The 25,438-nt window shown below is 71.1% G+C and carries 24 protein-coding genes and 2 pseudogenes; 13 read left to right on the top strand and 13 right to left on the bottom strand.

Features of this window, described 5'->3' with window-relative positions; all coding sequences use genetic code 11:
• Positions 1 to 49 precede the first annotated feature (49 nt).
• Positions 50 to 2,137 (bottom strand): PhoX family protein, encoded by a 2,088-nt coding sequence (locus OG386_RS21890; protein ID WP_328789557.1) that lies wholly within the window; start codon positions 2,135 to 2,137, stop codon positions 50 to 52.
• Between the two features lie 294 nt (positions 2,138 to 2,431).
• Here OG386_RS21890 and OG386_RS21895 point away from each other — a divergent pair, with 294 nt between their 5' ends.
• A complete protein-coding gene (locus OG386_RS21895) occupies positions 2,432 to 4,138 on the top strand; it encodes a VWA domain-containing protein (protein WP_328789558.1) in 1,707 nt (568 codons plus the stop codon).
• Positions 4,139 to 4,213: 75 nt separating this feature from the next.
• Here OG386_RS21895 and aspS read toward each other — a convergent pair whose 3' ends face one another.
• The gene (aspS, locus tag OG386_RS21900) at positions 4,214 to 6,037 is read right to left on the bottom strand and encodes an aspartate--tRNA ligase (RefSeq protein WP_327384231.1); all 1,824 of its coding nucleotides are present in this window, start codon (positions 6,035 to 6,037) and stop codon (positions 4,214 to 4,216) included.
• 158 nt (positions 6,038 to 6,195) lie between these two features.
• Here aspS and OG386_RS21905 point away from each other — a divergent pair, with 158 nt between their 5' ends.
• The 3 genes from OG386_RS21905 to OG386_RS21915 all read left to right on the top strand — a co-directional run bounded on the left by OG386_RS21905 (position 6,196) and on the right by OG386_RS21915 (position 10,145).
• Positions 6,196 to 8,445: a SpoIIE family protein phosphatase gene (locus OG386_RS21905; protein WP_328789559.1), complete on the top strand. Its 2,250-nt coding sequence runs from the start codon at positions 6,196 to 6,198 to the stop codon at positions 8,443 to 8,445.
• A 48-nt stretch (positions 8,446 to 8,493) separates the two neighbouring features.
• Positions 8,494 to 9,546, top strand: a complete 1,053-nt coding sequence (locus OG386_RS21910) for an AI-2E family transporter (RefSeq protein WP_328789560.1) — start codon at positions 8,494 to 8,496, stop codon at positions 9,544 to 9,546.
• Positions 9,547 to 9,704: 158 nt separating this feature from the next.
• A complete protein-coding gene (locus tag OG386_RS21915; RefSeq protein ID WP_328789561.1) occupies positions 9,705 to 10,145 on the top strand; it encodes a nuclear transport factor 2 family protein in 441 nt (146 codons plus the stop codon).
• A gap of 98 nt (positions 10,146 to 10,243) precedes the next feature.
• On the opposite strand, the gene OG386_RS21920 is transcribed toward OG386_RS21915, so the two are convergent.
• From OG386_RS21920 to OG386_RS21945, 6 genes are all read right to left on the bottom strand, one after another.
• Positions 10,244 to 11,239, bottom strand: a complete 996-nt coding sequence (locus tag OG386_RS21920; protein ID WP_202186076.1) for a pirin family protein — start codon at positions 11,237 to 11,239, stop codon at positions 10,244 to 10,246.
• A 129-nt stretch (positions 11,240 to 11,368) separates the two neighbouring features.
• Positions 11,369 to 11,749, bottom strand: a complete 381-nt coding sequence (locus OG386_RS21925) for a hypothetical protein (protein ID WP_327384235.1) — start codon at positions 11,747 to 11,749, stop codon at positions 11,369 to 11,371.
• A gap of 112 nt (positions 11,750 to 11,861) precedes the next feature.
• On the bottom strand, positions 11,862 to 12,830 hold the full coding sequence (locus OG386_RS21930) for an ArsR/SmtB family transcription factor (protein ID WP_328789562.1): 969 nt from the start codon (positions 12,828 to 12,830) through the stop codon (positions 11,862 to 11,864).
• A gap of 66 nt (positions 12,831 to 12,896) precedes the next feature.
• A complete protein-coding gene (locus OG386_RS21935) occupies positions 12,897 to 13,352 on the bottom strand; it encodes an SseB family protein (RefSeq protein ID WP_327384238.1) in 456 nt (151 codons plus the stop codon).
• Between the two features lie 81 nt (positions 13,353 to 13,433).
• Positions 13,434 to 13,727 (bottom strand): DUF397 domain-containing protein, encoded by a 294-nt coding sequence (locus OG386_RS21940; RefSeq protein WP_328789563.1) that lies wholly within the window; start codon positions 13,725 to 13,727, stop codon positions 13,434 to 13,436.
• Complete coding sequence (locus OG386_RS21945; protein WP_328789564.1) at positions 13,708 to 14,559, bottom strand: helix-turn-helix domain-containing protein; 852 nt, start codon at positions 14,557 to 14,559, stop codon at positions 13,708 to 13,710. The genes OG386_RS21940 and OG386_RS21945 overlap by 20 nt, the downstream gene beginning before the upstream one ends.
• Positions 14,560 to 14,677: 118 nt before the next feature.
• Between OG386_RS21945 and OG386_RS21950 the strand changes: the two genes are divergently transcribed.
• From OG386_RS21950 to OG386_RS46955, 5 genes are all read left to right on the top strand, one after another.
• Positions 14,678 to 14,884 carry a hypothetical protein gene (locus OG386_RS21950; protein WP_327384241.1) on the top strand — a complete coding sequence of 69 codons (207 nt, stop codon included), beginning with the start codon at positions 14,678 to 14,680 and terminating at the stop codon, positions 14,882 to 14,884.
• Positions 14,881 to 15,345 carry an ATP-binding protein gene (locus tag OG386_RS21955; RefSeq protein ID WP_328789565.1) on the top strand — a complete coding sequence of 155 codons (465 nt, stop codon included), beginning with the start codon at positions 14,881 to 14,883 and terminating at the stop codon, positions 15,343 to 15,345. The genes OG386_RS21950 and OG386_RS21955 overlap by 4 nt, the downstream gene beginning before the upstream one ends.
• Before the next feature lie 13 nt (positions 15,346 to 15,358).
• On the top strand, positions 15,359 to 17,185 hold the full coding sequence (locus OG386_RS21960; protein ID WP_328789566.1) for an acyl-CoA dehydrogenase: 1,827 nt from the start codon (positions 15,359 to 15,361) through the stop codon (positions 17,183 to 17,185).
• A 138-nt stretch (positions 17,186 to 17,323) separates the two neighbouring features.
• Positions 17,324 to 18,052, top strand: coding sequence for a hypothetical protein (locus OG386_RS21965; RefSeq protein ID WP_327384244.1), 729 nt, complete (start codon positions 17,324 to 17,326; stop codon positions 18,050 to 18,052).
• Positions 18,053 to 18,292: 240 nt separating this feature from the next.
• Positions 18,293 to 18,517: a hypothetical protein gene (locus OG386_RS46955; protein WP_405790930.1), complete on the top strand. Its 225-nt coding sequence runs from the start codon at positions 18,293 to 18,295 to the stop codon at positions 18,515 to 18,517.
• 11 nt (positions 18,518 to 18,528) lie between these two features.
• Here the strand turns inward: OG386_RS46955 and OG386_RS46960 are convergent.
• Positions 18,529 to 18,750: pseudogene (locus OG386_RS46960) on the bottom strand (helix-turn-helix domain-containing protein); the annotation flags it as partial.
• Between the two features lie 14 nt (positions 18,751 to 18,764).
• On the opposite strand from OG386_RS46960, the gene OG386_RS21975 reads away from it, so the two are divergent.
• A complete protein-coding gene (locus OG386_RS21975) occupies positions 18,765 to 20,057 on the top strand; it encodes a M18 family aminopeptidase (protein ID WP_328789567.1) in 1,293 nt (430 codons plus the stop codon).
• A gap of 27 nt (positions 20,058 to 20,084) precedes the next feature.
• Here OG386_RS21975 and OG386_RS21980 read toward each other — a convergent pair whose 3' ends face one another.
• Positions 20,085 to 21,929, bottom strand: a complete 1,845-nt coding sequence (locus OG386_RS21980) for an NHL domain-containing thioredoxin family protein (RefSeq protein ID WP_328789568.1) — start codon at positions 21,927 to 21,929, stop codon at positions 20,085 to 20,087.
• A 79-nt stretch (positions 21,930 to 22,008) separates the two neighbouring features.
• On the opposite strand from OG386_RS21980, the gene OG386_RS21985 reads away from it, so the two are divergent.
• Positions 22,009 to 22,692 (top strand): hypothetical protein, encoded by a 684-nt coding sequence (locus OG386_RS21985; RefSeq protein WP_328789569.1) that lies wholly within the window; start codon positions 22,009 to 22,011, stop codon positions 22,690 to 22,692.
• A gap of 103 nt (positions 22,693 to 22,795) precedes the next feature.
• Positions 22,796 to 23,350 carry a Uma2 family endonuclease gene (locus OG386_RS21990; protein WP_328789570.1) on the top strand — a complete coding sequence of 185 codons (555 nt, stop codon included), beginning with the start codon at positions 22,796 to 22,798 and terminating at the stop codon, positions 23,348 to 23,350.
• 58 nt (positions 23,351 to 23,408) lie between these two features.
• Here OG386_RS21990 and OG386_RS21995 read toward each other — a convergent pair whose 3' ends face one another.
• Together OG386_RS21995 and OG386_RS22000 are read right to left on the bottom strand one after the other, a co-directional pair.
• A complete protein-coding gene (locus OG386_RS21995) occupies positions 23,409 to 23,936 on the bottom strand; it encodes a DUF4240 domain-containing protein (protein WP_328789571.1) in 528 nt (175 codons plus the stop codon).
• 28 nt (positions 23,937 to 23,964) lie between these two features.
• Positions 23,965 to 24,777 carry a hypothetical protein gene (locus tag OG386_RS22000; protein WP_328789572.1) on the bottom strand — a complete coding sequence of 271 codons (813 nt, stop codon included), beginning with the start codon at positions 24,775 to 24,777 and terminating at the stop codon, positions 23,965 to 23,967.
• A 32-nt stretch (positions 24,778 to 24,809) separates the two neighbouring features.
• Between OG386_RS22000 and OG386_RS22005 the strand changes: the two are divergent.
• Positions 24,810 to 25,143 (top strand): annotated as a pseudogene (locus tag OG386_RS22005) (LURP-one-related family protein).
• Here OG386_RS22005 and OG386_RS22010 read toward each other — a convergent pair.
• Positions 25,115 to 25,429 carry a hypothetical protein gene (locus OG386_RS22010; protein WP_328789573.1) on the bottom strand — a complete coding sequence of 105 codons (315 nt, stop codon included), beginning with the start codon at positions 25,427 to 25,429 and terminating at the stop codon, positions 25,115 to 25,117. The pseudogene OG386_RS22005 and the gene OG386_RS22010 overlap by 29 nt on opposite strands.
• Positions 25,430 to 25,438: the final 9 nt, after the last annotated feature.

Raw genomic sequence — 25,438 nt, forward strand, 5'->3', positions numbered from 1 at the left:
CCAAGGGGCGTGTTTCACGTGAAACACGCCCCTGGGTCAACTGGACCGATCAGACGCCGATGTTGCGGCCGTCCTTGCGCCAGACGGACACGACCGCCGGGCGGACGATCTTGCCGGGGCCGTCGGGCCACACCGACTGCGGCTTCTCGACGGACGCGCCGTCGATCTCGCCCGGGTGCTGGACGGAGACCAGGACGCGCTTGTCCTGGATGAGCGGGCCGCAGGTCTCGGCGCCGCGCGGAACGGTCAGGAACTGCTTCAGCTCACCGCGGCGCTCACCGGCCGTCGCGACGCCGAACAGGCCGTCGTGGGAGCCGAGCTGGTTGCCGTCCGTGGAGATCCACAGGTTGCCGTGCGGGTCGAAGGCCACGTTGTCCGGGCAAGAGATCGGACTGACCTTGTCCTTGGGGAAGCCCGCGAAGTAGGTCGCCGGGTCGTTCGGGTCACCGGCGACCAGGAAGAGCCGCCAGGCGAACCCGTCGCCCGCCGGGTCGTCGAAGTTCTCGGCGAGCTCCAGGATCTGGCCGTGCTTGTTCAGGTTGCGCGGGTTGGCCTCGGTGGCGCCTTCCTTGCCCGGCTTGCCGCGGTCGGTGTTGTTGGTCAGCGCGATGTAGACGCGACCGGTGCGCGGGGAGGGCTCGACGTCCTCGGGGCGGTCCATCTTCGTGGCGCCCACCTTGTCGGCGGCCTGGCGCGTGAAGACGTACACCTCCTCGGCGGTCATGCCCTCGACGTGCGAGACGTTGCCGGTGGCCAGCTTGATCCACACGCCGGAGCCGTCGAACTCGCCGTCGGAGGGGAGCTTGCCGGTGCCGTCGAACTCGGCGACCGGGGAGTCACCGGTGAGCTTGGCGACGTAGAGGGTGCCCTCGTCGAGCAGCGTGAGGTTGTGCTCCTTCGCAGCGCGCGAATTGCCCTTCTTCATCCGCTTCGACGAGACGAACTTGTAGAAGTAGTCGAAGCGCTCGTCGTCGCCCATGTAGACGACCGGACGGCCGTCCTCGGTCAGGCGGGGCTGCGCGGCCTCGTGCTTGAAGCGGCCGAGCGCGGTGCGCTTGCGCGGGACCGAGTGCGGGTCGTACGGGTCCAGCTCGACGACCCAGCCGAAGCGGTGCGACTCGTTGGGCTCCTGCGCCACGTCGAAGCGCTTGTCGAACCGCTCCCACTTGCGCTCGGTGGCACCGGCGGTCACGCCGTAGCGCTTGAGGCGGGCGGCGGCGGTCGGGTCGGTGACCTGGCCGGCGTTGCCGAAGTACTGGTTGAAGTTCTCCTCCCCGTGGAGGGTCGTGCCCCACGGGGTGGTGCCGCCGGCGCAGTTGTTGAGCGTGCCGAGCACCTTGGTACCGGTGGCGTCGACGGAGGTCTTCAGCAGGCTGCTGCCCGCGGCCGGGCCCGTCAGCTTGAACTCGCTGGTGGCGGTCAGCCGGCGGTTGAGCTGGTGGCGACTGACCGCGGTCAGCTTGCCGCTGCGGTGGTCCTCCTGGACGGCGACCACGGACAGGCCGTGCGCGGCCCAGGCGATCTCGACCTGCTCGCGGGTCGGGTTGGCCGGGTCGTACGCCTTGAACATGAGGTTCTCGTCCGTGTACTCGTGGTTGGCCACGAGCAGCTGCTGGCGCTCGTAGTCGCCGCCGAGCGGGAGGAGGCTCAGGAAGTCGTTGTTGTAGCCGAACTGACCGGCCTGCGCAGCGGCGGTCTGCTTGTCGGCGTTGAAGCCCGGGGCACCCTTGATGATCGGGTCGCCCCAGCGGATCACCACGTTCTGCTCGTGGCCCTCGGGAACGGTTACCTTGTCGTCGGTGTTCGGCGCGACGGCCTTGAAGCGCAAGCCCCGTGCGGCTTCGCCGCCCTTGCCCGCGGCGGCCGCGGCGTCATCGGCGGCGGGGGTGGCGTTGGCGGTCTGCCCCGGGCCGCTGAGCGCCACGGCGGAACCGGCCGCGGTAGCGACCGTCACGACGGCGGCGGAGCGCAGCATCGCGCGGCGGGAGTAGGCACGGGCTATGACATCGCCGACGTACTCGTTGTCGCTGGTGTTCGGCACCTCGTGGAAGCAGGCGTCGCCACAGCGGTAACGACAGGTGAGAGCGGACCGGCCGCTCCCATGCGGGTTGCCGATGAACGGCAGAAGCTTGCGCACGAGTGTCCTCCGAGTAGCTGCGTGGGCGCCGACAACGCGTCGGTACGATCCAGCCGCGACGCTAGGCCCGGGTTGCGCCGAAGCGGCGGCGCGGGGATGAACGCTCGGTGAACCCGGCACGTCGGAGCGGCAGTTCACGGAGCGTGTGCGGGTGGGTGGGAGCCGGGCGCCACGAAAGGCGCCCCTGCCGAAGATCCAGCCGGGCGGCCGATAACCTTACGTGTCCACTCTGGGCAGGGATCATCCGCGCAGCACGGACAAATGACGCACGCACACATGCGAAAGGCCTGGCCCATGGGTATTCGGAGCTTGTTGCGCAAGGTATTCGGACGGTCCGCGGAATCCGTTCCGGAGACTACGGACACCCCTTCGGCCGCTGTCCCGAACCAGGCGGAACGGACCCCTCTGGACGTCGCCGCCGAACTGGTGGCGGCGTCCTTCGACAACCACACGGTTCCGCCGCAGTCCACCCCGCGCGACCGTGAACCGGGCACGGTCCTCACGGCCCCCGCCCAGGCGGCGGACCCCACGGTCCCGGAAGCCCGTCGCCCGTCGCCTCCTGCGGTCCAGCAGGACGCCCCCGCGCCGGCCGCGCCTCCGGCGCCGGAGCAGGCCGAACCGGCTGCCGCCGAAGCCACTGCGCCGGAGGCGGAACCGGCTGCCGCCGAGGCGGAGCCCGAAACCGCGCCCGCTACGGAGCAGCCCGAGCCCGAGGCTCAGGCCGCCGCGCCGGAGGCGGAGGCCGAACCGGCTGCCGCCACCGAGACCCAGGCCGAGCCGGAGGCCGAACCGGCCATCGCCGAAGCCACCGCGCCGGAGGCGCAGGAGCCGGTCGCCGCCGCGGAGCAGCCCGAGGCCGCGCCCGAGGCGCAGGACGCTTCCGCGGTGGAGCTGGCTGCCGCCGCCGCGGACGAGGCAGAGGCACCGCAGGCAGAGGCGGAGCCCGAGACCGCGCCGGAGGCGGACACCGCCCCCGCTGCGGAGCAGCCCGAGCCCGAGACCCCGGCCGCCGCCGAAGCCATCACGCCGAAGGCCGACACCACCGCCGAGGCGGAACAGCCCGAGGCCGAGGCGCCGCAGGCGCAGGACGAGGTCGCCCCCGTCGCCGCCGAGGCGGAGCCCGCAGCCACCGTGCCGGAGGCGGACACCGCCCCCGCTGCGGAGCAGCCCGAGGCCGGGGCACCGGCTGCCGAGGCCGGGGCCGAGGCGCCGCAGGCGGACACCCCCGCCGAGACCGAGCCCGAGACCGCGCCGGAGGCGGAGTCGCAGGAGCCGGTCGCCGCCGCCGCGGAAGAGCCCGAGGCAGACGCGCCGCAGGCAGAGGCAGAGGGCGCGCCGGGCGTCGCTGCGAACGGGGCCGCCGTCGTACGGCGTCGGGCTCCTGAGGTCGCCGGGGCGTACAAGGCCGCCGGACAGGTGCTCCGGAGCAAGGGGAAGACCGGGGCGCGGGCCAAGGTGTACCTCGTGCTGGACCGGTCCGGTTCGATGCGCGGCTTCTACAAGGACGGCAGCGCCCAGCACCTCGCCGACCACGCCCTCGCCCTCGCCGCGCACCTCGACGACGCGGCGACCGTGCACACGGTGTTCTTCTCCACGGAGGTGGACGGCACCGCCGACCTGACCCTCGACGACCACGACGCCACCTGGGTCGAGACCCGTCACGCCGAGCTCGGCCGGATGGGCCGCACCAGCTACCACGTGGCCGTCGAGGCCGTCGTGGAGCGCTACCAGAAGGACGGCGGCGAGGGCCCGGCCCTGGTCGTCTTCCAGACCGACGGCGCCCCCGACAACCGGCAGCCCGCCCGCCAGGCACTGACCGACGCCGCCACCGCGGCTCCCGGCATCCACTGGCAGTTCGTGGCCTTCGGCGACCACGACGCCAAGGCCTTCGACTTCCTGCGCAAGCTGGACGCCGAGAACGCCGGCTTCTTCCACGCCGGCCCCGCCCCCACCGAGCTGACCTCCGCCGCCCTGGTCAAGGGCATCCTGGAGCGGTTCTAGTACGGGCCCGACACGAAGGCGGCGCCCCCCTCCGGCAAGGAGGGGGGCGCCGCCTTCGGCGTGTCGGGGTCGGGGTCAGCCCCGCGGGGAACCGGCGTCCGGGGTGACCGCGTCGGAGACCGGCCGCTCCGCCGCCTTCGTCTCGACCGGCTTGCGCAGCGCGATGTTCAGCTCGCGCAGACGGGACTCCTCCAGCACCGTCGGCGCGCCCATCATCAGGTCCTGCGCGTTGCCGTTCAGCGGGAAGGCGATGGTCTCGCGGATGTTCGGCTCGTCGGCCAGCAGCATCACGATGCGGTCCACGCCCGGGGCGATGCCACCGTGCGGCGGGGCGCCCAGGCGGAACGCGCGGAGCATGCCCGCGAACTCGCGCTCGACGGTCTCGGCCTCGTAACCGGCGATCTCGAAGGCCTTCAGCATGACCTCGGGCTCGTGGTTGCGAATGGCGCCGGAGGACAGCTCGATGCCGTTGCAGACGATGTCGTACTGCCAGGCCAGGATGTCCAGCGGGTCCTTCTCCTCCAGGTCCTTCATCCCGCCCTGCGGCATGGAGAAGGGGTTGTGGGAGAAGTCGATCTTGCCGGTCTCCTCGTCCTTCTCGTACATCGGGAAGTCGACGATCCAGCAGAACCGGAAGACGTTCTCCTCGAAGTGGCCGGCACGCTTGGCCGCCTCGACGCGAACGCCGGACATGATCTTGGAAACCTCGTCGAACTCGCCCGCGCCGAAGAACACGGCGTGGCCGGGGACCAGGCCCAGGCGCTCGGTGAGGACCTTGACGTTCTCCTCGGTGAGGAACTTGGCGATCGGGCCGGTCAGGGCACCGTCCTCGCCCACGCGCACCCAGGCCAGACCCTTGGCGCCCAGCGAGATCGCGTACTCGCCGAGGCCGTCGAAGAACTTGCGCGGCTGCGCGGCGGTGTCCGGGACGGCCAGGGCACGCACGTGCTTGCCGGCGAACGCCTTGAACTCCGAGGCCTCGAACACGTCGGTGATGTCGACGAGCTCCAGCTTGGCGCGCAGGTCGGGCTTGTCGTTGCCGTACTTCAGCATCGACTCGCGGAACGGGATCCGCGGGAACGGCGAGGTGACCTCGCGGCCGCCGCCGAACTCGGTGAAGAGCTCGGTCATCAGGCGCTCGATCGGCTGGAAGACGTCCTCCTGCTCGACGAAGGACATCTCCACGTCGAGCTGGTAGAACTCGCCCGGCGAGCGGTCGGCGCGGGCGTCCTCGTCGCGGAAGCACGGCGCGATCTGGAAGTAGCGGTCGAAGCCGGAGATCATCAGCAGCTGCTTGAACTGCTGCGGGGCCTGCGGCAGGGCGTAGAACTTGCCCGGGTTCAGGCGGGACGGCACGACGAAGTCACGGGCGCCCTCGGGGGAGGTCGCGGTGAGGATCGGCGTCGCCATCTCGTTGAAGCCGAGGGCCACCATCTTCGAGCGGATCGACGCGATGACGGCCGAGCGCAGCATGATGTTGCGGTGCATGCGCTCGCGGCGCAGGTCGAGGAAGCGGTACTCCAGGCGCCGCTCCTCGTTCACCCCGTCGTCGGTGTTGATCGTGAACGGCAGCGGGGCGGCCGCGCCGAGCACCTCGACCGTGGAGACCTCGATCTCGATCTCGCCGGTCGGGAGCTCCGGGTTGACGTTGTCGGCGCCGCGGGAGACGACCTTGCCGTCGATGCGGACGACGGTCTCCTTGGTGACGCTGCTCAGCGCCTCGTTCGCCGCGGTGCCCGGCCGGGCGACCAGCTGCGTGATGCCGTAGTGGTCGCGCAGATCGATGAAGAGGATGCCGCCCAGGTCTCGACGGTTGTGCAGCCAGCCGCTCAGCCGGACGTCGGCGGCGACGTCAGAAGCGCGGAGCTCGCCGCAGGTGTGGGACCTGTACCGATGCATCAGTCATCCAGTTCTACGCGATACCAGGGTGGATTCAACCGTCCCAAGGTTACCGTCCGGGAAGGTGGCGGGTCGGGCACTCCCTCCAGCCTGCGCAAATGCGTCCGGTGGTCCGGGCGAACAGGCACGTACCGGATATGACCTGTAAAGATGGCCGGGTGCGCACCGAGGACGTTCTGGCCGCCATCGCGACCGGCCTGTGGCGATGGGACAACGCCTCCGGGACGGTCACCCTCGACGGTGAGGCCGCCCGGCTGCTCGGGCTGCCCGCCGAACCGGTGGTGCTGCCGGAGGTCGCCGTACGGTCCCGCTTCCACCCGGTGGACTGGAACGAGATCAACGGGATCGTGAACCTGGCCGTCGCCGAGGGCACCCTCGCCGAAGCCCGGCTGCGGATCATGGACGTCGACGGCCGGGTGCTGCGGACCGTGCGCAGCCGCTCCAAACCGGTGGCGAACCGGACGCCCGAAGGGTCCACGGACTACGAGCTGATCGGCACCATCCAGGAGATCGCCGAGCCGCAGCCCGGAACCACGGCCGCCCACACCCCGATCACGGGCGACTGGCGGCGCTCCCGCGAGGCCTTCCTGCTGGACGCGGGGCGCGCGCTGGCGGAGGCGCGGTCCACGGCCGAGGTGCTGCGGGTCGCCGCCTCGCTGTCCATGCCCGGTTTCAGCCCGGACGGGCTGGCGGTCTTCGGCGTGGCCGGGGACCGGCTGTCGATCATCGGGCACCACGGACACGATCCGGGGGACGAGGGTCCGTTCTCCGACATGCCGCTGGAGACGGACTACCCGGCCGCGGAGGTCGTCCGGACCGGCCGGGCGATCTATCTGCCCACCCCCGAGGACTACAAACGGCGCTTCCCGGCCTCCTGGCCGCTCGCCCAGCGCTTCGACCGGGTCTCCTGGGCCTTCCTGCCGCTGATCGTGGCCGGGCGGACCATGGGCGCCTGGATGGCCGCCTTCAAGCACCCGGCGTCCTTCTCCCCCGACGAGCGGTCCGTCCTGACGACCGTGGCCCGGATGCTGGCCCAGGCGCTCCAGCGCGCCGTGGTGGCCGAATCCGAGCGGGAGCTCACCACCGGCCTGCAGCGGTCGATGATGCCGCAGCTCGGCCCGGAGATCCCCGGCATGCGGATCGCGGCCCGCTACGTCCCGACGGGCGGCGGACTCCAGGTCGGCGGCGACTGGTACGACATGATCCCGCTGCCGTCGGGCAGGTTCGCGCTGGTCATCGGCGACGTGCAAGGCCACGACGTCCGGGCGGCCGGGTTGATGGGCCAGCTGCGGATCGCCGTACGGGCGTACGCGTCCGAGGGTCACCGGCCGGACGCGGTGCTCTCGCGCGCCTCCCGCTTCCTGGCCGGCCTGTGCTCCTCGCCGGAGTCCGACCCGTACGGGGACGACGGCGGCCAGGACTCCGACTTCCTGAGTCCGCGCTTCGCGACCTGCCTGTACGCGGAGTGCGATCCGCGGACCGGCATGCTGGAGGTGGCCCGCGCCGGCCACCCCGATCCCGCGATCCGGATGGCCGACGGCACCGTCCTGATGCGCCCGACCGCGGGTGGGCTGCCCCTCGGGATCGTTCCCGACACCGACTACCCCACCACCCGGTTCACCCTGGAGCCCGGCGAGACGATGATGCTCTGCACCGACGGGCTCATCGAGACCGGCGGGCACGACCTCGACACCGGCTGGGCACGGCTGCGGGCGGTCCTGGAGTCCGACGCGCACGAGAACCCGCACGAGAACGCCTACGAGAACGCCTACGACGCGCCGGTACCGGGTGCGGGGACGGCCGCGGGACAGGTCGCGCCCCCGCACCTCGAAAGACTGGCCGACCTACTGGTCCAGGCCGTGCACGGGCCGTCCTCGCACCACACCACCGGCCCGCTCGCCGACCGCCGCGAGGACGACATAGCCGTAGTGCTGCTGTGCCGCGAGAGCGCGGACCGCGGCCAGGGCACCGCGCTGCCGCACCCGGCCCGGCCCGTGCGCCGCACCGTACTGACCGTGGCCCAGGTGGAGCCCGAACGGATCGCCGGCGTGCGGCAGCAGATCCGCGAGCTGCTGCACGACTGGGCCGACCCCGACCAGGTGGACTCGGCGGTGCTGATGGTCTCCGAGATGGTGACGAACGTACTGACGCACACCGACGGCGACGCCCTGCTGGTCGCGGAGGCGATCGGCGAGTTGGGCGCGCGCCGGCTGCGCATCGAGGTCGCGGACGGCAGCGACGAGCTCCCGCACAAGCGGCAGCCGGGGGAGATGTCCTCCAGCGGCCGCGGGGTGCTGCTGATGGAGATGCTGGCCGACGCCTGGGGCGTGGACCCGCGGGGCGAGGGCAAGTCGATCTGGTTCGAGCTGCACGAGCAGTCGAAGATGGACGCCGACCCGGTGTTCTGACCCTGGGGGTGCGCGGCCGGGCGCGGCGGGGTGTGATGGGATGCAGCGGTGTCAGATCCCCTCCTGCCCGCGCCCGTACGGCGGCTCGCCGCTTGGTGCGGCGTCGTCCTGCTCGTCACCGCCGTCCTCGCCGTCGGCGTATGGCTGTGCACCGTCTTCGAGGCCGTCGTGACGCCCGTACTGCTGGCCGTGCTCGGTACGGCCCTGCTCGGGCCGATGCACCGGCGCCTGGTCCGCATGGGGATGAACCGCTCGCTGGCCGCGGCCCTGACCTGCCTCGCCGTGGTCGGCGTCGTCGGCGGGGCCACGTACATCGTCGTCCTCGCGCTCATCGAGACCGGTAGCGAGATCGTCGACGCGCTGCGGCGGGCCGGCGAGATGGTCGCCGAGCACTTCGGGGCGGTGGGCACCTCGCTGGAGGACATCGCCTCGAACTCCAAGGACCTGCTCGCGAAGTTCGGCGGGACGGCCGCCTCGGGCGTGGTCGCGGGGCTCAGCGTGGTGGGCTCGGTGATCGCGATGGTGCTGCTGGCGCTGGTGCTGATCTTCTTCTTCCTGCGCGACTCCGACCGGGCCGTGGGAACCCTGCGCTCCGTCGTGCCGAGCCGCTCGGGCGATCTGATGGAGGCCATGGGGCGGCGCGCCTTCGAGGCCGTCGAGGGGTTCATGCGCGGGACCACCTTCGTGGCCCTGGTGGACGCCGTGCTGATCGGCGCGGGCCTGCTGGTCCTCGACGTGCCGGGTGCGCTGGGGCTGGCCGCCCTGGTCTTCGTGACGGCCTACATCCCCTACCTCGGGGCCATCCTGTCGGGTGCCGTGGCCGTGCTCGTGGCCTTCGCCGACCGCGGCTGGATCATCGGCCTGTGGGCGCTGGGCCTGGTCCTGCTGGTCCAGATGATCGAGGGCTACGTACTGCAACCAGTGGTGCAGAGCCGCACCGTCCAGATGCACCCGGCCGTGGTGATGCTGGCCATCACCGCGGGCGCGGCGGTCGCCGGGATCCTGGGGATGCTGCTGGCGGTGCCGATGACCGCCGCCGTCTTCGGGGTGATCTCGGAACTGCGGGCCCGGTACGCCGCCGATGCGGCGCCCGGGTCCTAGCAGACGGCAGCAGAGCCGGTTCGTGACGCCGCGTCACTCGTGATGGTCCTTCGCTGCGGCTCGCTGAGTCGGCCGGGTCCTGCGGGCGAACACCGTTGTCAGACCCCCTTGTTACTGTCGCGAACCTCGCGAACCCGAAACGATCGAGGGCGGTCTTGATGAACGGCAACGATGTGCGGCAGTTAGGCATCCACACCTACGACCAGTGGACGGCGATGTGGAACGGTGATCTGGACCTCGCCGCGAAGATCATGGCGCCGGATTTCGTGCTGCGCTACGCCCAGGCGGGCACCGAGGCCTTCGACGACGTCCGCACTCCGCAGCAGCTCGCCGACATCATCGCGGCCTGGCATCGGGAGCGCCGTGGACTTCGCTTCGTGGCCGAGGGCGCGGCAGTCGTGGACCTCGCACTCGTCGACGGCGCACCGACCGGCCTGGTCGCCCGCCCCTATCTCGCTTCCTACCTCGCTTCCGGCACGGGCGAAGACGCCCGAACCGTCGCCAGGAGCGGGACCGACACCCTGCGGATCACCAACGGTTTGATCAGCGAGGTGTGGTCCGTTTCCTCCGGCTCCGCCGGCCGGACCTTCTACCGCTAGTGCCGTGACCGCAGGTCCTCGGACGGAGGGGCGCCCGAGTACTGGACGTACTCGGGCGCCCCGACGAGGCGGCAAGGTGCGGTGCCGGGCGGCGCGGGTCAGTCCTGGTCCGCCTCGCCCGTGCCGCGGTGGCCGAGGCCGGTGCGCGCGGTGGTGGGGATGCGGCCCAGCCGGCCCGCCTGGAAGTCGTCGAAGGCCTGCTGCAGCTCGTGCTTGCTGTTCATCACGAACGGCCCGTAGTGCGCCATCGGCTCCCGGATCGGACGTCCGCCGAGGAGCACGACCTCCAGGTCCGGGGCGTTGGAGTCCTGGGAGGCGTCCGCCCGCACCGTGAGCGAGCCGCCCTCGCCGAAGACGGCCGTCTGCCCGGTCTGTACGGGCCGGCGGTCCTCGCCGACGGACCCGCGCCCGGCCATGACGTACGCCAGTGCGTTGAAGTCCTCGCGCCACGGCAGGGTGATCTGCGCGCCCGGCGACACGGTCGCGTGGATCATCGTGATCGGGGTGTGGGTGATGCCCGGGCCCTGGTGGCCGTCCAGCTCGCCGGCGATGACGCGGAGCAGGGAGCCGCCGTCCGGGGTGGTCAGCAGCTGGACCTGACCGCCGCCGATGTCCTGGTAGCGCGGGGGCATCATCTTGTCGGAGGCCGGGAGGTTCACCCACAGCTGGAGGCCGTGGAACAACCCGCCGGACACGACGAGGGACTCCGGCGGGGCCTCGATGTGCAGGAGGCCCGAACCGGCGGTCATCCACTGGGTGTCACCGCCGTTGATGACTCCGCCGCCGCCGTTGCTGTCCTGGTGAACGAAGGTTCCGTCGATCAGGTACGTGACGGTCTCGAAGCCGCGGTGCGGATGCCAGGGAGTTCCCTTGGGCTCACCGGGCGCGTACTCCACCTCACCCATCTGGTCCATCATGATGAACGGGTCGAGGTACTGGTAGTTGATCCCGGCGAACGCGCGGCGCACCGGGAATCCCTCACCCTCGAACCCACCGGGAGCGGAGACGACGGCCAGCACCTTGCGCGGGACGGCGGCCTGCGGCTCGGCCACGCGCGGAAGGGTCAACGGGTTCTCAACAGTCACTGCGGGCATGGTCAGGACCTCCTTCTGCGACGAGTTTAGTTGAAACTCGAACTTTCTGCCACACCCCGCAGAACGGAGAAGGCCCCGGAGGAAATTCCCCCGGGGCCTTCGGATGCGGCTAGACGGCCTAGTACCGGCCTAGTACCTGCTGAGCTTGATCGAGTTCATCGGGGACAGGTTCAGCTGCCAGGTGGTGCCGGGCGGCTGGACGTACGCGTCGCAGTTGCTCCCGTAGGAGTCGTAGCAGAGGCGGTCGACCCAGCCGCCGGTCTGGTTGTTGACGACGAAGTGCGTCCCCTCCTGGCCGTAGAGCCGGTAGACGCCCTCCCAGTACACCTGGGACGGCCTGTCGTTGTTCCAGCCGGCATCCCGCGGGTAGATGCAGACGGCGCCGGACGGGCACCCGTGCCACGTGCCCGCGGCGTGCGCGGGCGACGCCGCCAGGACCCCCGTACCCAGCGCCAGCACGGCGGTGGCCGCCACCGTGGCGAGCGTCGTGCGGATCTTCGTGCGGGCCATCTCTGCCTCCTCAAGGTGGGGCGGGGGGTCCCCCGTGGATCCCCCCGCGACACCGATACTCCCGGCCGACCGCACCGGGCCGCGATCCTTTCGGGCAGGTCCGAAAGGTGGGTCAGCCGCCGCTGTGGAGCAGGTCCACGCCCAGGCCCGTCACCGAGTGCAGGACCGCCTTGCCGTCGCGCTCCGTGGTGATCAGGCCGGCCTCGCGCAGGGTGCGGGTGTGCTCGGAGGCCGAGGGGAGGCTGATGTCGAGGTCCCGGGCCAGCTCGCTGGTCGTGCGCTGCTCGACCAGCGACTGGAGCACCGCCGCCCGGGTCCGGCCCAGGAGGGCGTCCAGCGCCCCCTGCGCCGGGCCCGGGCCGATCAGGGGCAGCGGCGTCAGCGCCGGGTAGAGCAGCACGCACCTGCCGTCCGGCCCCTCCGGGCCCTCGGCGAGCAGCGGCCGGCCCGTCCAGAACGGCGAGGGCATCAGCAGCAGGCCGCGCCCGCCGAGGCGGACCTCGTAGTGCGGCGGCCCGTCCACCTCCAGCACCGTGCCCGCCCAGGCGGCCAGCGGATGCGTACTGGCCAGGCACGCCTTGATCCCGTGGGCGGCCAACAGCCGGCTGCGCCAGGCCACGTCCGCCTGGAAGGACTGCCGGATCCGCGGCCAGTGCGGGGCGACGACCACCTCGTGGGCGGACCGGAGCGCGCCGCCGAGCTGGCCCCACGCCTCGCGGTCCTGGGCCCACAGGGCGCGCAGCCAGGATGCGGATCCGGGGGCCCGGGCGGCGACGCGGTGCAGCTCGCCGGGGGCCAGGAGCGGGCCCGCCTCCCGTACGACGGCCAGCCCCTCCTCGACGGTGCGCGCGTACGGCTCGACGAACTGGGGGTTGTCGCCGTCGGGACGCAGGAGGTCGAGCAGCGGGCGGGCGCGGCCGGGCAGCTCCCGGCCCACACGGCTGCGCCAGCGGCCGAAGACCGCCTGTTCGTCGGTGCGCTGCCAGGCGACGATCGCCATGCCCAGCTCCACGAGCGGCAGCGGCTCGCTCGCGAAGGTGACGTTGAGCAGGTCCTCCGCCGTGAAGTGCACGCGCAGCACGATCCGCCCCCCCCGTCAGGCGTCAGCCGGTACGCCTACGGCTAGCCGTCGGCGCAGCAATGGCGTCTAGCCGTACATCCGGCGCATCGCGAAGTCGACCATCTGCTCGACCGCCTTCGCGTCGAAGACCATCCGGTGGTCGCCCTCCATGTCGAGGACGAAGCCGTACCCGGTCGGCAGCAGGTCGATCACCTCGGCGCCGGTGATCACGAAGTACTTGGACTCCTTGCCGGCGTACCGGCGCAGTTCCTTGAGCGTGGTGAACATGGGGATGACCGGATGCTGCGTGTTGTGCAGCGCCAGGAATCCGGGGGTGTCGCCGCGCGGGCAGTAGACCTTCGAGGTGGCGAAGATCTGCTGGAAGTCCTCGGCGGAGAGGGACCCCGTGGTGAAGGCCCGCACGGCGTCCGCGAGGGAAGGCGGGGACGGCTCGGGGTACAGCGGCTGCTGCTGCGCGTAGCCCTGCGGGGGCTGCTGCGCATACTGCTGCTGGGCACCCGGGTTCTGGTCGTAGCCGTACATGGGCCGAAGCCTACCGAGCGCCTGCGGCCGTACCGGCCGGTACCGGCCAGTCCCTTCCCGGGGCGGGCTCGGGGGACGGCCTCAGCCGGGTAGCTCCCCGGCCTTCAGCGCCCGCACGAACGGCCCCCACGCACCGGCGGTGACGACCACGGCGGGCCCCTGGGGCCTCTTGGAATCCCGGACGGGGACGACTCCACTGAGGCCGTCCGCGACCTCGACGCAGTCGCCGTTGTCACCGTTGGTGTAGGTGCTCGTCCGCCAGACGGCAGCGCCGGGGAACGCCTCTGCAACCTCGACGCAGTCCCCGCCGGTGCCGTTGCTGTAGCTGCTCTTGCGCCAGGTCGCGGCGCTCAGGTCAATTCCGCTGCTTGCCATCTCGATAGCCCTCTGCCGCAGCGTCGAGAAGGTTCAGGGACGCCTCCGGCGGCAAAGCGGCGGCCCTCAGCAGATCGTAAGACCTGCGGTACTCCTTCACGAGGGCCGGAAAGTCGATGAGTTGCCCACTGTGCAGGCTTTCGACGTAGACCACGGGCGGCGCGTCCGGAAAGCTCATCAGCTTGGCCATCCCCATCATGAGGGCGTGCGCGGCGGTCGTTTGCGGGACGACTTGCAGAATGGACCTCGTCCGGCGCACCGCGGCCGCGATGTGCTCCAGCAACTCCGCCATCTGCGTCGCGGGCAGCGCCGGACGGCGGATCACCGACTCGTCCACGACCACCCAGAAGTCGGGCGGGCATTCCCGGTCGAAGGGCACGGCCCGCCCCATCCGGGCACTCACCAACTTCTCGATCGTCTCGTCGGTCGCACGGGGCAACGCGGCGCGGCTGATCGCCCGCGCGTACGCAGGGGTCTGCAACAGCCCCGGCACCAACATCGGGGCCCACTCCTCGATGGTCTCGGCGAACGGCTCCATCTCCGCGACATCCGCAAAGTACTCCGCGTATCCCGACTGCTTCGCGCGGCGCGCATCTTCACAGCGGCGCTCGAAAAACCCGTCCGTCCCCAGCCTCGCGTCCACGTGCCGGGCCAGGTCCAGCGGCATGCGGCGCTCACCGCGTTCGATCTGGCTCAGGAACGGCACACCCCGGAAGCTGCCCTCCACCAACTGGTCGAGCGTGAGCCCTGCGGATTCCCGCTTGTAGCGAAGCTCCGCACCGTAGAACGACGGCACGTTCGCCGACGCGTCCGGGTCCTTGCGAGCCGGCACAACCCACCACCGCCATTTGCCACTTGTCCAGCGCAACCGGAAACCCTTCCCACGGTACGCAGCACGGCACCACCCTGTGATGGCTTCGTCACACTCCGCACAGGAACGGAAAGTCCCCATGAGCGACCACCCCCACGACCGCGAAGCCGTCGAGGCCCTCACCGCGCTGCGCGCCGCACTGGCATCGCACGGGATCACGCTGCCCTCGCTGGACCTGCACCTCCTCTCCTACGCCGGGCGCTACGACTCACCGCCCCTCATCACCCTCGGCAACTGCAACGCCGCCACCGCGCAGCGACTGGCCGCCGCCCTGGCCGAGCGGTGAACGCCCTCACCATCCGGCTGCTCGCCGCCCCCGAGGCCGTAGCCCTCGCCCGTCACGCCGTGCGCGAGCACCTCGGTCCGGACGGCCACCCCGACGCCGCACTCTGCGCCAGCGAGCTACTGACCAACGTGATCACCCACCTCGGCGAGGGCACCCCCGTCACCCTGCGCATCACCGGAAGGGCAACCCGTACGCGGGTCGAGCTCACCGACCCCGATCCGCGCGCGTGGCCCGTACTTCGGCAGGCGGCCGACTCCGACGAGTCGGGGCGCGGGCTCGTCCTGCTCGACGCCGTGGCCCTGCGGTGGGGGGGTCACCCGAGGCGCCCGGACCAAGACGGTCTGGTGCGAGCTTTGACCCTGGTCACAGTCGGCGCGGAAGGGTTGCCGTTATTACCGGCGGGTAGCATCATTACGTTACCGATTGGTATGTACGAGGAACCCTGTCTCCCCGAGCCTTAACGGAGCCGTCGCCATGGGGCACTACAAGTCGAATCTCCGCGACATCGAGTTCAACCTCTTCGAGGTGCTCGGCCGCGACCAGCAGTACGGCACCGGTCCGTTCGAGGAGATGGACACCGAGACCGCCAAGAGCGTCCTGTCCGAGCTCGCCCGCCTCGCCGAGAACGAGCTGGCCGCTTCCTTCGAGGACGCCGACCGCAACCCGCCGGTCTTCGACCCGGCCACCAACACCGCGCCCGTCCCCGCCTCCTTCAAGAAGAGCTACGAAGCCTTCATGGACTCGGAGTACTGGCGCCTGGGCCTGCCCGAGGAGATCGGCGGCACCACCTCGCCCCGCTCCCTCATCTGGGCCTACGCGGAACTGCTGCTCGGCTCGAACCCGGCCATCTGGATGTACTCCTCCGGCCCGGCGTTCGCCGGCATCCTCTTCGAAGAGGGCAACGAGGCGCAGAAGAAGGTCGCCCAGATAGCCGTCGAGAAGCGCTGGGGCTCCACCATGGTCCTCACCGAGCCGGACGCCGGCTCGGACGTGGGCGCCGGCCGCACCAAGGCGATCCAGCAGGAGGACGGCTCCTGGCACATCGAGGGCGTGAAGCGCTTCATCACCTCCGGTGAGCACGACATGGAGGAGAACATCCTCCACTACGTCCTCGCGCGCCCCGAGGGCCACGGCCCGGGCACCAAGGGCCTGTCCCTCTTCCTCGTCCCGAAGTTCCACTTCGACTGGGAGACCGGCGAGCTGGGCGAGCGCAACGGCGTCTACGCCACGAACGTCGAGCACAAGATGGGCCTCAAGGCCTCCAACACGTGCGAGATGACCTTCGGCGACCAGCACCCCGCCAAGGGCTGGCTGATCGGTGACAAGCACGACGGCATCCGCCAGATGTTCATGATCATCGAGTTCGCCCGCATGATGGTCGGCACGAAGGCCATCGCCACCCTCTCCACCGGCTACCTGAACGCGCTGGAGTACGCCAAGGAGCGCGTGCAGGGCCCGGACCTGGCGAACTTCATGGACAAGACCGCGCCCAAGGTCACCATCACGCACCACCCCGACGTGCGCCGCTCGCTCATGACGCAGAAGGCCTACGCCGAGGGCATGCGCGCCCTGGTCCTCTACACGGCCTCCGTGCAGGACGAGATCCAGGTCAAGCAGGCCGCCGGCCAGGACGCCTCCGCCGAGATCGGCCTGAACGACCTGCTCCTGCCGATCGTGAAGGGCTACGGCTCGGAGCGCTCGTACGAGCAGCTCGCGCAGTCCCTGCAGACCTTCGGCGGTTCCGGTTACCTCCAGGAATACCCGATCGAGCAGTACATCCGCGACGCCAAGATCGACACCCTCTACGAGGGCACCACGGCCATCCAGGGCCAGGACTTCTTCTTCCGGAAGATCGTCCGCGACCAGGGCGCCTCCCTGAACGTCCTCTCCGAGACGATCAAGAAGTTCCTGGCCGAGGCCGTCGGCGGCGAGGAGCTGGCCGGGGCCCGCGACGCGCTCGCCAAGGCCGCCGTCGACCTGGAGGCCATCGTCGGCCAGATGATCGTCGACCTCACCGCCACCGGCGAGGACGTCAAGAACATCTACAAGGTCGGCCAGAACACCACCCGCCTGCTGATGGCTTCGGGTGACGTGGTCGTCGGTTACCTGCTGCTCAAGGGCGCCGCCGTGGCCGCCGAGAAGCTGGCGACCGCCGCCCCGAAGGACGTCCCCTTCTACACCGGCAAGATCGCCGCCGCCAAGTTCTTCGCGTCCCAGGTCCTGCCGAACGTCTCGGTCGCCCGCGCGCTGGCCGAGGCCGTCGACAACTCCCTCATGGAGCTCGACGAGGCCGCCTTCTAGGCCGGTCGCGCCACCGTCGCACACACGCCAGCGGCCGGGCCCCCCGCACAGGGGCCCGGCCGCTGGCGCGTACCCGGCCCCAGGCCCCTGTCCTGCGGCTTTCCCCCGATGTCAGTCGTTCATGGGACGCTCGTACACATGAGTCCACAGGATCAGCACGGCAGCAGGGGGTACTCCGTCCCCACCGGGCGTCCGTACGCCCTCAAGGAGCTGCAGGCGAGCCTGGGCAGCCTCGGCGACCACCTGCGCGAGCTGTACGACGGCGCCCACCCCGCCGAGTACGACACCATCGCCGACGCGCTGTACGTGGCCTTCCAGACGGCCACCGGACTGGCCCCCGCCAAGAGCTACACGGGCTGCCCCGAGCACCCCAACGGCGCCCTGGACCCCGAAGCGCCCGAAGGCTGGGGCCGCTGCCTCATCTGCAACGACCGCCGGCGCCTCGGACAGCGCCGCCACGGCGGCCCGCCCGCCGCCCCCGCCGGAGAACAGCGGCGCCTCGGCTACCCCGTACCGGACCCCCCGTACACGCTCGAGCGGCTGCGCACCTACCTGCGCACCGTCGAGGACCAGCGGTTCCACCTGGGCCTGTCCTCGCCCGCGGACGACTTCGTCCGCATCGCCGACGACCTCCACCGCGCCTTCATCGTCGCCCGCGAACTTTCCCGGCCGCGCAACGCCTCGGGATGCGCCGAACATCCCGGCGCGCCGATCGACCCCGACGCTCCTCCCGGTGAGGCCTGTATCTTCTGCGCCGGACGCAAGAGACGCGCGCAGCGCTCCCCGCAGACCCCGGAGATGCTCCCGCGCATCCGCCGGGGCGAGCGCAGGCAGCTACAGCGCCGATTCGAGCGCCCGCCGGGCTGACAACCGACGGGACCACAGAGGCAACGAGCGCGGACCCAACTCTCCCGGCTGTCGCACGGTCCAGCCATGACGAACACGAACCCGACCCTCGTTAAGGTGAACCACTTGGCTTCCTCCCCTCCTTAGCAGGAGGGGGTTCCCACACTCACGCGTGGGGATTCCCGTTTCGCCACGGACCGCCCCGACCGAGAGGAGGACTCCCGATGAGGTCTCGCATCCGCTCCACAAGCAGCCACACGGGTGCGCGCCTTGATCCGGTTGTTGCTGCCCTCCGCGGAGCGGAACCCACTGCGGGTGTACTCGGCGCAGGCACGCGACTTCCGCTTCGAATCGAATCGCGGATGCTGGGACCGCTTCTCCCAGGTCTTCTTCCACGCGGTGAGCATGGCCGATGCCTGCCCGAAGCCCATCCGCTCGCCGCTCGCCTTCCAGGCCTCGGCACGGGCGGCCAGAGCCGGGTCGTAGACCTTCCGCACGCACCCGAACGTCCGCGACAGTTCCACGGCTTGCGCGTCCGTCGGATAGAAACGGTACTTGAACGACCGCTTCACGGAAGGAAACCCCACACCGCGGAGGCTACGGTCGGTCACGATCCGAACAAAAGCACAGGTCACAGCCTCACGCTGCAGCACTCCGCCGCAGCGAGGCTCCGAGCCGGAACTGCGTTTCCTCACCCGGCTGAAGCCGGGGGCTTCCACACAAGGGAAATACGATGAGCTCTCCCGCCCGCTTCGACCGCGGCCACACCGACGATCTGATGACCTTCCTGACGGCCAGTCCGTCGCCGTACCACGCCGTGGCCAACGCGGCGGAGCGGCTGGAGAAGTCGGGCTTCAGGCAGTTGTCGGAAACGGACGCCTGGGATGCGGGCACCGGGGGCAAGTTCGTGCTCCGCGGCGGTGCGCTCATCGCCTGGTTCGTCCCCGAAGGCGCGGCCGCACACACCCCGTTCCGGATCGTCGGCGCGCACACCGACTCCCCGAACCTGCGGGTCAAGCCGCTGCCGGACACGGGCTCGCAGGGCTGGCGGCAGATCGCCGTCGAGATCTACGGCGGCACCCTGCTCAACACCTGGCTGGACCGCGACCTGGGACTGGCCGGGCGGCTGACCCTGCGCGACGGCACCGAGCGCCTGGTGAACGTGGACCGCGCACTGCTGCGCGTACCCCAACTCGCCGTGCACCTGGACCGGTCGGTCAACAGCGACGGCCTCAAGCTCGACAAGCAGCGGCACATGCAGCCGATCTGGGGGCTGGGCGATGTGCAGGAGGGCGACCTGATCTCCTTCCTGGAGGAGGAAGAGGGCCTGGACCAGGGGTCGGTGGCCGGCTGGGACCTGATGGTCCACTCCATCGAGCCGCCGTCGTACCTGGGCCGCGACCGCGAGCTGGTGGCCGGACCGCGCATGGACAACCTGCTGTCGGTGCACGCGGGCGTCGCGGCGCTGGCCGCGGTCTCCGCCGCCGACAAGCTGGACCACATCCCGGTGCTGGCCGCCTTCGACCACGAGGAGAACGGCTCGCAGTCCGACACCGGCGCGGACGGCCCGCTCCTGGGCAACGTGCTGGAACGTTCAGTCTTCGCCCGCGGAGGCTCGTACGAGGACCGCGCGCGGGCCTTCGCGGGCACCATCTGCCTGTCCTCGGACACCGGGCACGCCGTGCACCCCAACTACGGTGAGCGGCACGACCCGACGCACCACCCGCGCGCCAACGGCGGACCGATCCTGAAGGTCAACGTCAACCAGCGGTACGCCACCGACGGCAGCGGGCGCGCGGTGTTCGCCGCCGCCTGCGAACGGGCCGGCATCCCGTGGCAGACCTTCGTCTCCAACAACTCGATGCCCTGCGGCACGACGATCGGCCCGATCACCGCAGCCCGCCACGGCATTCAGACCGTGGACATCGGCGTCGCGATCCTCTCGATGCACAGCGCCCGCGAACTGTGCGGCGCGGACGACCCGTTCCTGCTGGCCAACGCCCTGGTGGCCTTCCTGGAGGGCTGAGCCCCCAGGAAGGCCGGCGCCGCCCGGCTACCCCTCGGCGTCCATCCCGGCGAGGACGAGGGGCAGCCGGGCGGCGCCGTCGGCGGTGACCCGAACCGGAACGCCCCAGTCCTGCTGGTGGACGTGGCAGGCCGGGTACTCGTTGGCGGGGTCGTCGTCGCAGGACGCCGCCATCGCCGAGACGTGCAGGACGCCCTCGGTGACGTCCGGGTTCAGCGCGAGCTCCCGGAACAGGTCGGTTCCGGCGCCCTCGCCGCCCGCCAGCAGCTCGGGCGGGGTCGAGGAGACGAGCAGCCGGGTGGAGGGCCCGTAGCGGGTGTCGAGCTTCTGCCCGGCCGGCGCCTGGAAGACGATGTCGAGGCGGAGCGTGCCGGGCGCCACCTCGGTGGCGGCCCGCTGCGTACGGTGGGCGACCGCGTCCACCCGGACCGCCTCCTCCGGGAGGCGCAGCCGGGTCAGCCGGTGCCGGGCCGACTCGACGACCACGATGTCCTCGCCCACCAGCACGGCGTCGCTGGGCTCGCGCAGGTCGGTCGCGAGGGTCGAGACCTGGCCGGTGGCCGGGTCGTAGCGGCGCAGCGCGTGGTTGTACGTGTCGCACACCGCGACCGAGCCGTCGGGCAGGGCGGTCACGCCGAGCGGGTGCTGGAGCAGGGCCTGGGCGGCGTCGCCGTCCCGGTGTCCGAAGTCGAACAGCCCGGTGCCGACGGCGGACTTGATCACGTACCCCTCGTCGCCGGCTTCCACGTACCGCAGGGCGCTGGTCTCGGAGTCGGCGATCCACAGCCGGTCCCCGGCGGCCGCGAGCCCCGAGGGCTGGGCGAACCAGGCCTCGGCGGCCGGCCCGTCGAGCAGCCCCTCGTTGGTCGTACCGGCCGCGACCTCGACGGTCCCGGCCTCCGGGTCCCAGGTCCACAGCTGGTGCACACCGGCCATGGCGATCCAGACCCGGCCCTGCCACCAGGCCACGTCCCACGGCGAGGACAGGTCCACCTCCAGCGCCGGCCCGGAGGTCGGCGACCCCTGCCACCACTGCCGGCCGGTCCCGGCAACGGTCTCCACGTGCCCGGTGGCCGGGTCGTAGGTGCGCAGCGCGTGGTTGACGGTGTCGGCGACGACGACCTTGCCGTCGGGCAGCAGCGCGAGGCCCTGCGGCTCGCTGAAGCTGTCCCCCGCGAAGCCGCGCTCGCCGCTGCCGATGCGGCGCACGACGCTCTCGCCGTCGGCGGCCAGCTCCACGAGCTGGTGCCGGGTGGAGTCGGAGACCAGCAGGTTCCCGGACGGCAGCAGCAGCGCCTTCCCGGGGAAGCGCAGGGCTCCGGCCACCGGCTCGGGCGCCACGTACGGCCCGTCGCCGCGCCGCAGCGTGCCCTTGGCCTCGTGCTCGGCCTCCAGCTCCTCGACCAGGCGGGCGATGGCGTGCGCGTGCCCCTCACCGGCGTGCTGGGCGACGATGTACCCCTCGGGGTCGATCACGACGAGCGTGGGCCAGGCGCGTACGGCGTACTGCTTCCAGGTCGCGAGCTCGGGATCGTCCAGCACGGGATGGTGCACCTGGTACCGCTCGACGGCATCGACGACGGCGGCGTGCTCGGCCTCGTGCACGAACTTCGGGGAGTGCACGCCGATGATCACGACGGTGTCGCGGTGCTTCTCCTCCAGCTCGCGCAGCTCGTCCAGGACGTGCAGGCAGTTGATGCAGCAGAAGGTCCAGAAATCTACAACAACGCACTTACCTCGCAGGTCGGCGAGGGTCAGCACTTTGCCGCCGGTGTTCAGCCAGCCGCCCTTGCCGATCAGCTCGGGGGCACGGACTCGGGCACGTCGGCGGGGCTCGGGCGCGGGGGTGGGCGCCGTGGCAGCATCGTTCATCCTTCAAGCTTGCCATCCTGGTATGAACGTCGTATCACGCGCATGCGGCAGGCCACGGCCTACGACGGGGGAGCGACGGATGACCGCGGACGGGAAGACGGCAGGGTTCATGGCGCTGCCGGGGGGCGAGGAAGACCGGCGGGAGGTGTTCGCCAGGTCGCTGGCGGACGTCTTACGGCTCCTCGGGATCGGGGTCGCTGCCGAGCCGGGGCCGGGGCCGGAGCCGGCCGACGGACTCACCTGGGAGCGCCGTGCCCGGGCGGCGCTGCGCAAGGTCTGGCGGGACGGCGTGGTCCTTTCCGAAGAGGCCTTCGACGCACTGGTCAAGGCGGCGGTCCACGACCCCAACCCGAGTTTCAACCGTCAGTTCGTCGAGCCGGCCCTGAACGCCTTCGGACACCGGCGCGTCCAGGCCGCGCTGCTCGCCTACCTGCGCACCGGTACGGATCCCGAGCGGGCGGGCGCCGCGCGGGCCTGGTACTGGTCGGCCCTGACCCTGGAGATGCCGCGCGTGCGGGCCGAGCACCCGGCACCGGCCGACGAGGGCACGAAGGTGTTGAAGGAGTGGCGCGAGGCCGCGCTGCGCGAGTTCGTGCGCAACGAGCACCTGGACGTCCGGCGCTGCATCCTCCCGCTGCTGAGGCTGCGGAAGTCCTCGTATCCGGCGGAGCTGCACGACCTGGTGGACGAGGCGGTGGCCACGGCCCGCTCCCACCCGGACGAGTACATCCGCCATCGTGTGGAACACCAGGTCGGCGACTGAGGTCCGCCACGACGGCTCGTGGCGAAGTGCACCCGCAGGGGTGACGACGGGCTACGGGACCCCGTGGGAGCCTGGTCCCAGGAAGCAAAGGGAGGCGTCCGGAATGACCACCGCGCACGACTACAGCGAAGGCGTCGATCCCGAGCGCGCGCTGAAGTACGCCATCCAGCACCACAGCGGGGACCGCACCGAGATCGTCGAAGGGGTCATCAGCAACGTGACGCCGAGTTGGGACCACGAGCGCGCCGCAAAGATCGTGCGCCGCCAGATCGAAGGCCGGGTGGACGAGCTCGACTGCGTAGAAGGCTCGGGGAACCTGGATCTGCCAGGATCGTCGAACTGGTACGTGCCGGACATCGCGGTTGTGCCCGAGCAGCTCGCGCTCCGGGGCAAGGCGCTGGTACCCGATCAGACACTGCTGATCGTCGAAGTCACCTCCGAGTCCAACGCCGAGACCGACCGCGTCGTCAAGCGCAAGCGGTACGCCGAGTACGGAGCTCCGCTGTACCTGCTGGTCGACCGGGTGGAGGAGACCGTCACGCTGTTCGCGCTGCCCGGGCGGCTCGGATACACCAAGGTGGACGGGCCGCACCCCTTCGGGACGCCGGTGCGGTTGCCCGAGCCGTTCGGGATCGACCTCGACACCAGCGGGCTCTAGCCGGCACCCGGTAGCGTGCGGAACGTGACGGTCAGCACGCCGCCGGGCGGGTGGACGGCTACGCGTGGTCGAAGAGGGCGCTCAGCCGGGGCAGTCGGGCCGATATCTCGTCGGTGTCGTCGAAGTCGAAGTCCCAGGACGGGTCCAGGGCCGGGTAGCTGATCGTGAAGGAGTCCGCGGGCAGTTCGCGGCCGGTGCCGGCCTCGTAGGCGGTCCAGGCGATCGAGAGGGCGGACTCGTCCCACAGTTCCAGGCCGTGCTCCGCGGCCTCGCGGACCGCGGGGTGCGCGGCCAAGGAGTCGGGGTCGGCCAGGGCCGTCTCGAAGACCTCCCGGCCCTGGGTGAGGAGCCAGCCGCGGAAGTAGTCGAAGCCGTCGTCCGAGCAGCCCCCGTTGATCACGTAGGCCGCGGCCCAGAGCGGCGCCCGGTAGGACTCCGCCAGCAGGTCCCACAGCACCTGCTGGGACGCGGCTATCTCCGTCGCCGCCCGGTCCGCGAGGAGCTGCGCCGCGCGCGAGGCCACCTCCTCGGGTTCCGCGTCGGCGCGGGCCGTCTCGATCAGCTTCCAGAACGTCTGCTTGTCCATGGGGAAAGCCTGGCAGCCGGGTCTGACATCAGGCGGTGGTGCTGAGGAAGGTGTGGAGGGATCTTGTGAGCGCGCCGACGAAGGCGTCCTGTACCGGCGCCGGGACGAGGTCCAGGGACAAGTACGGGTTCAGGTCCTCCAGTTCGACCAGGAGCAGTTCGCCGGACGGCGCCCGGCAGGCGTCGACGCGCTGGATGCCGTGGTCGAGGGTGTTCCAGTCGACGAAGGAGCGGGCGAAGGCCAGGTCGGCCCCGGTCGGGGCGTAGGGCGCGAGCTCCCAGCGGCGGTCCGGATCGGGGGCGTACAGCGCGTACTGGAAGGCGTCGTCGACGAAGTAGAAGGACACCTCGTACGCGAAGTCGATGCGCGGCTGGATCAGCACGGACCCGGCCGGCCCGTCCGGTGTCGCGGTGAAGGTGAGGCCGATGGAGTCGGCGCCCTGCTTCGGCTTGACCGCGTACTGCGGCACCTGCGGCAGTTCCGCCAGCCGGGCGGGGTCGTCGACCGTCGGGATGACCGGGTAGCCGGCGGCCGTCAGGTCGAGGAGGTACTGCTTGCCCGCCATGTCGCCGCGGCCGGTGAGCGGGTTGTAGACGCGGGCCCCGGCGGCGAGGGCGGCCGCGCGGAAGGAGTCGTAGGCCTCCTGGTAGTGCAGGACCGGGCCGCTGTTGCGGACGATCACCGCGTCGAAGCCGAGCGGCAGCATGGCCTCCGCGTCCGCGGGATGGCACAGGGCCAGGTCGAACGCGGCGCGCAGCCGGGACGTGAGGAATATGTCCTCGTCGCAGTAGCGGCGGCCGCGTGCGGGGTACGCCAGGTCGGTCACGTAGAGCAGGGGCATGAGGGCAACCTATCGCGGGCACTGATCAGCGCATGAAATGCCCCGTAGGGGACAAAATGCTGGCCGTCGGGGACGACTGCTGGATCGAGGACGAGGACGGCCGGCACGCGTTCCTCGTCGACGGGAAGGCGCTGCGCTTCCAGGACGCCCTGGAGCTGAAGGATCCGGACGGGCCGATCCTGATCACCTTGCGGGGGAAGCCGTTCACCCTGCGGGACCGAGCTCGACGCCAGCGCGTACGCGGTGGACGTGGTCCGGGAGGACGCGGACGCGGCGCTGCTGATCGCGGTCGCGGTGTGCGTGGTCCGGTTGGCCGAGAAGGAGCGGGAGGGCGGGGTCAGTCCCGATGGTGTTCCCGGGCCGTGAGCTGACCCTGGACGTAGGCGTCGGCGTCCGGTGCGTACGGGCCTCCGTGGTCGAGGAGGAGGTCGGTGATGCGCTGCCACTCCGCGGCCTCGGCGCGGACGGCGGGGTCGGCGGACTCCAGGTCGTCGCCCGCGTCCGCCAGCACGGCCTCCAGGGCCGCCTGCGCCGTGTGGTGGGTCATCCCGGTGGCCCGCTCCCGGACCCGCCGGCGGGCCTCGACCTCCGCGGCGGAGGGCTCGTGCGGCTCCAGGGCGGCCTCCAGCACGGCCTCTGCGTCGTCCGTCACGGCGTACCC

The organism is Streptomyces sp. NBC_00273, assembly GCF_036178145.1.
In the GTDB taxonomy this organism is placed as follows: Bacteria; Actinomycetota; Actinomycetes; order Streptomycetales; family Streptomycetaceae; genus Streptomyces.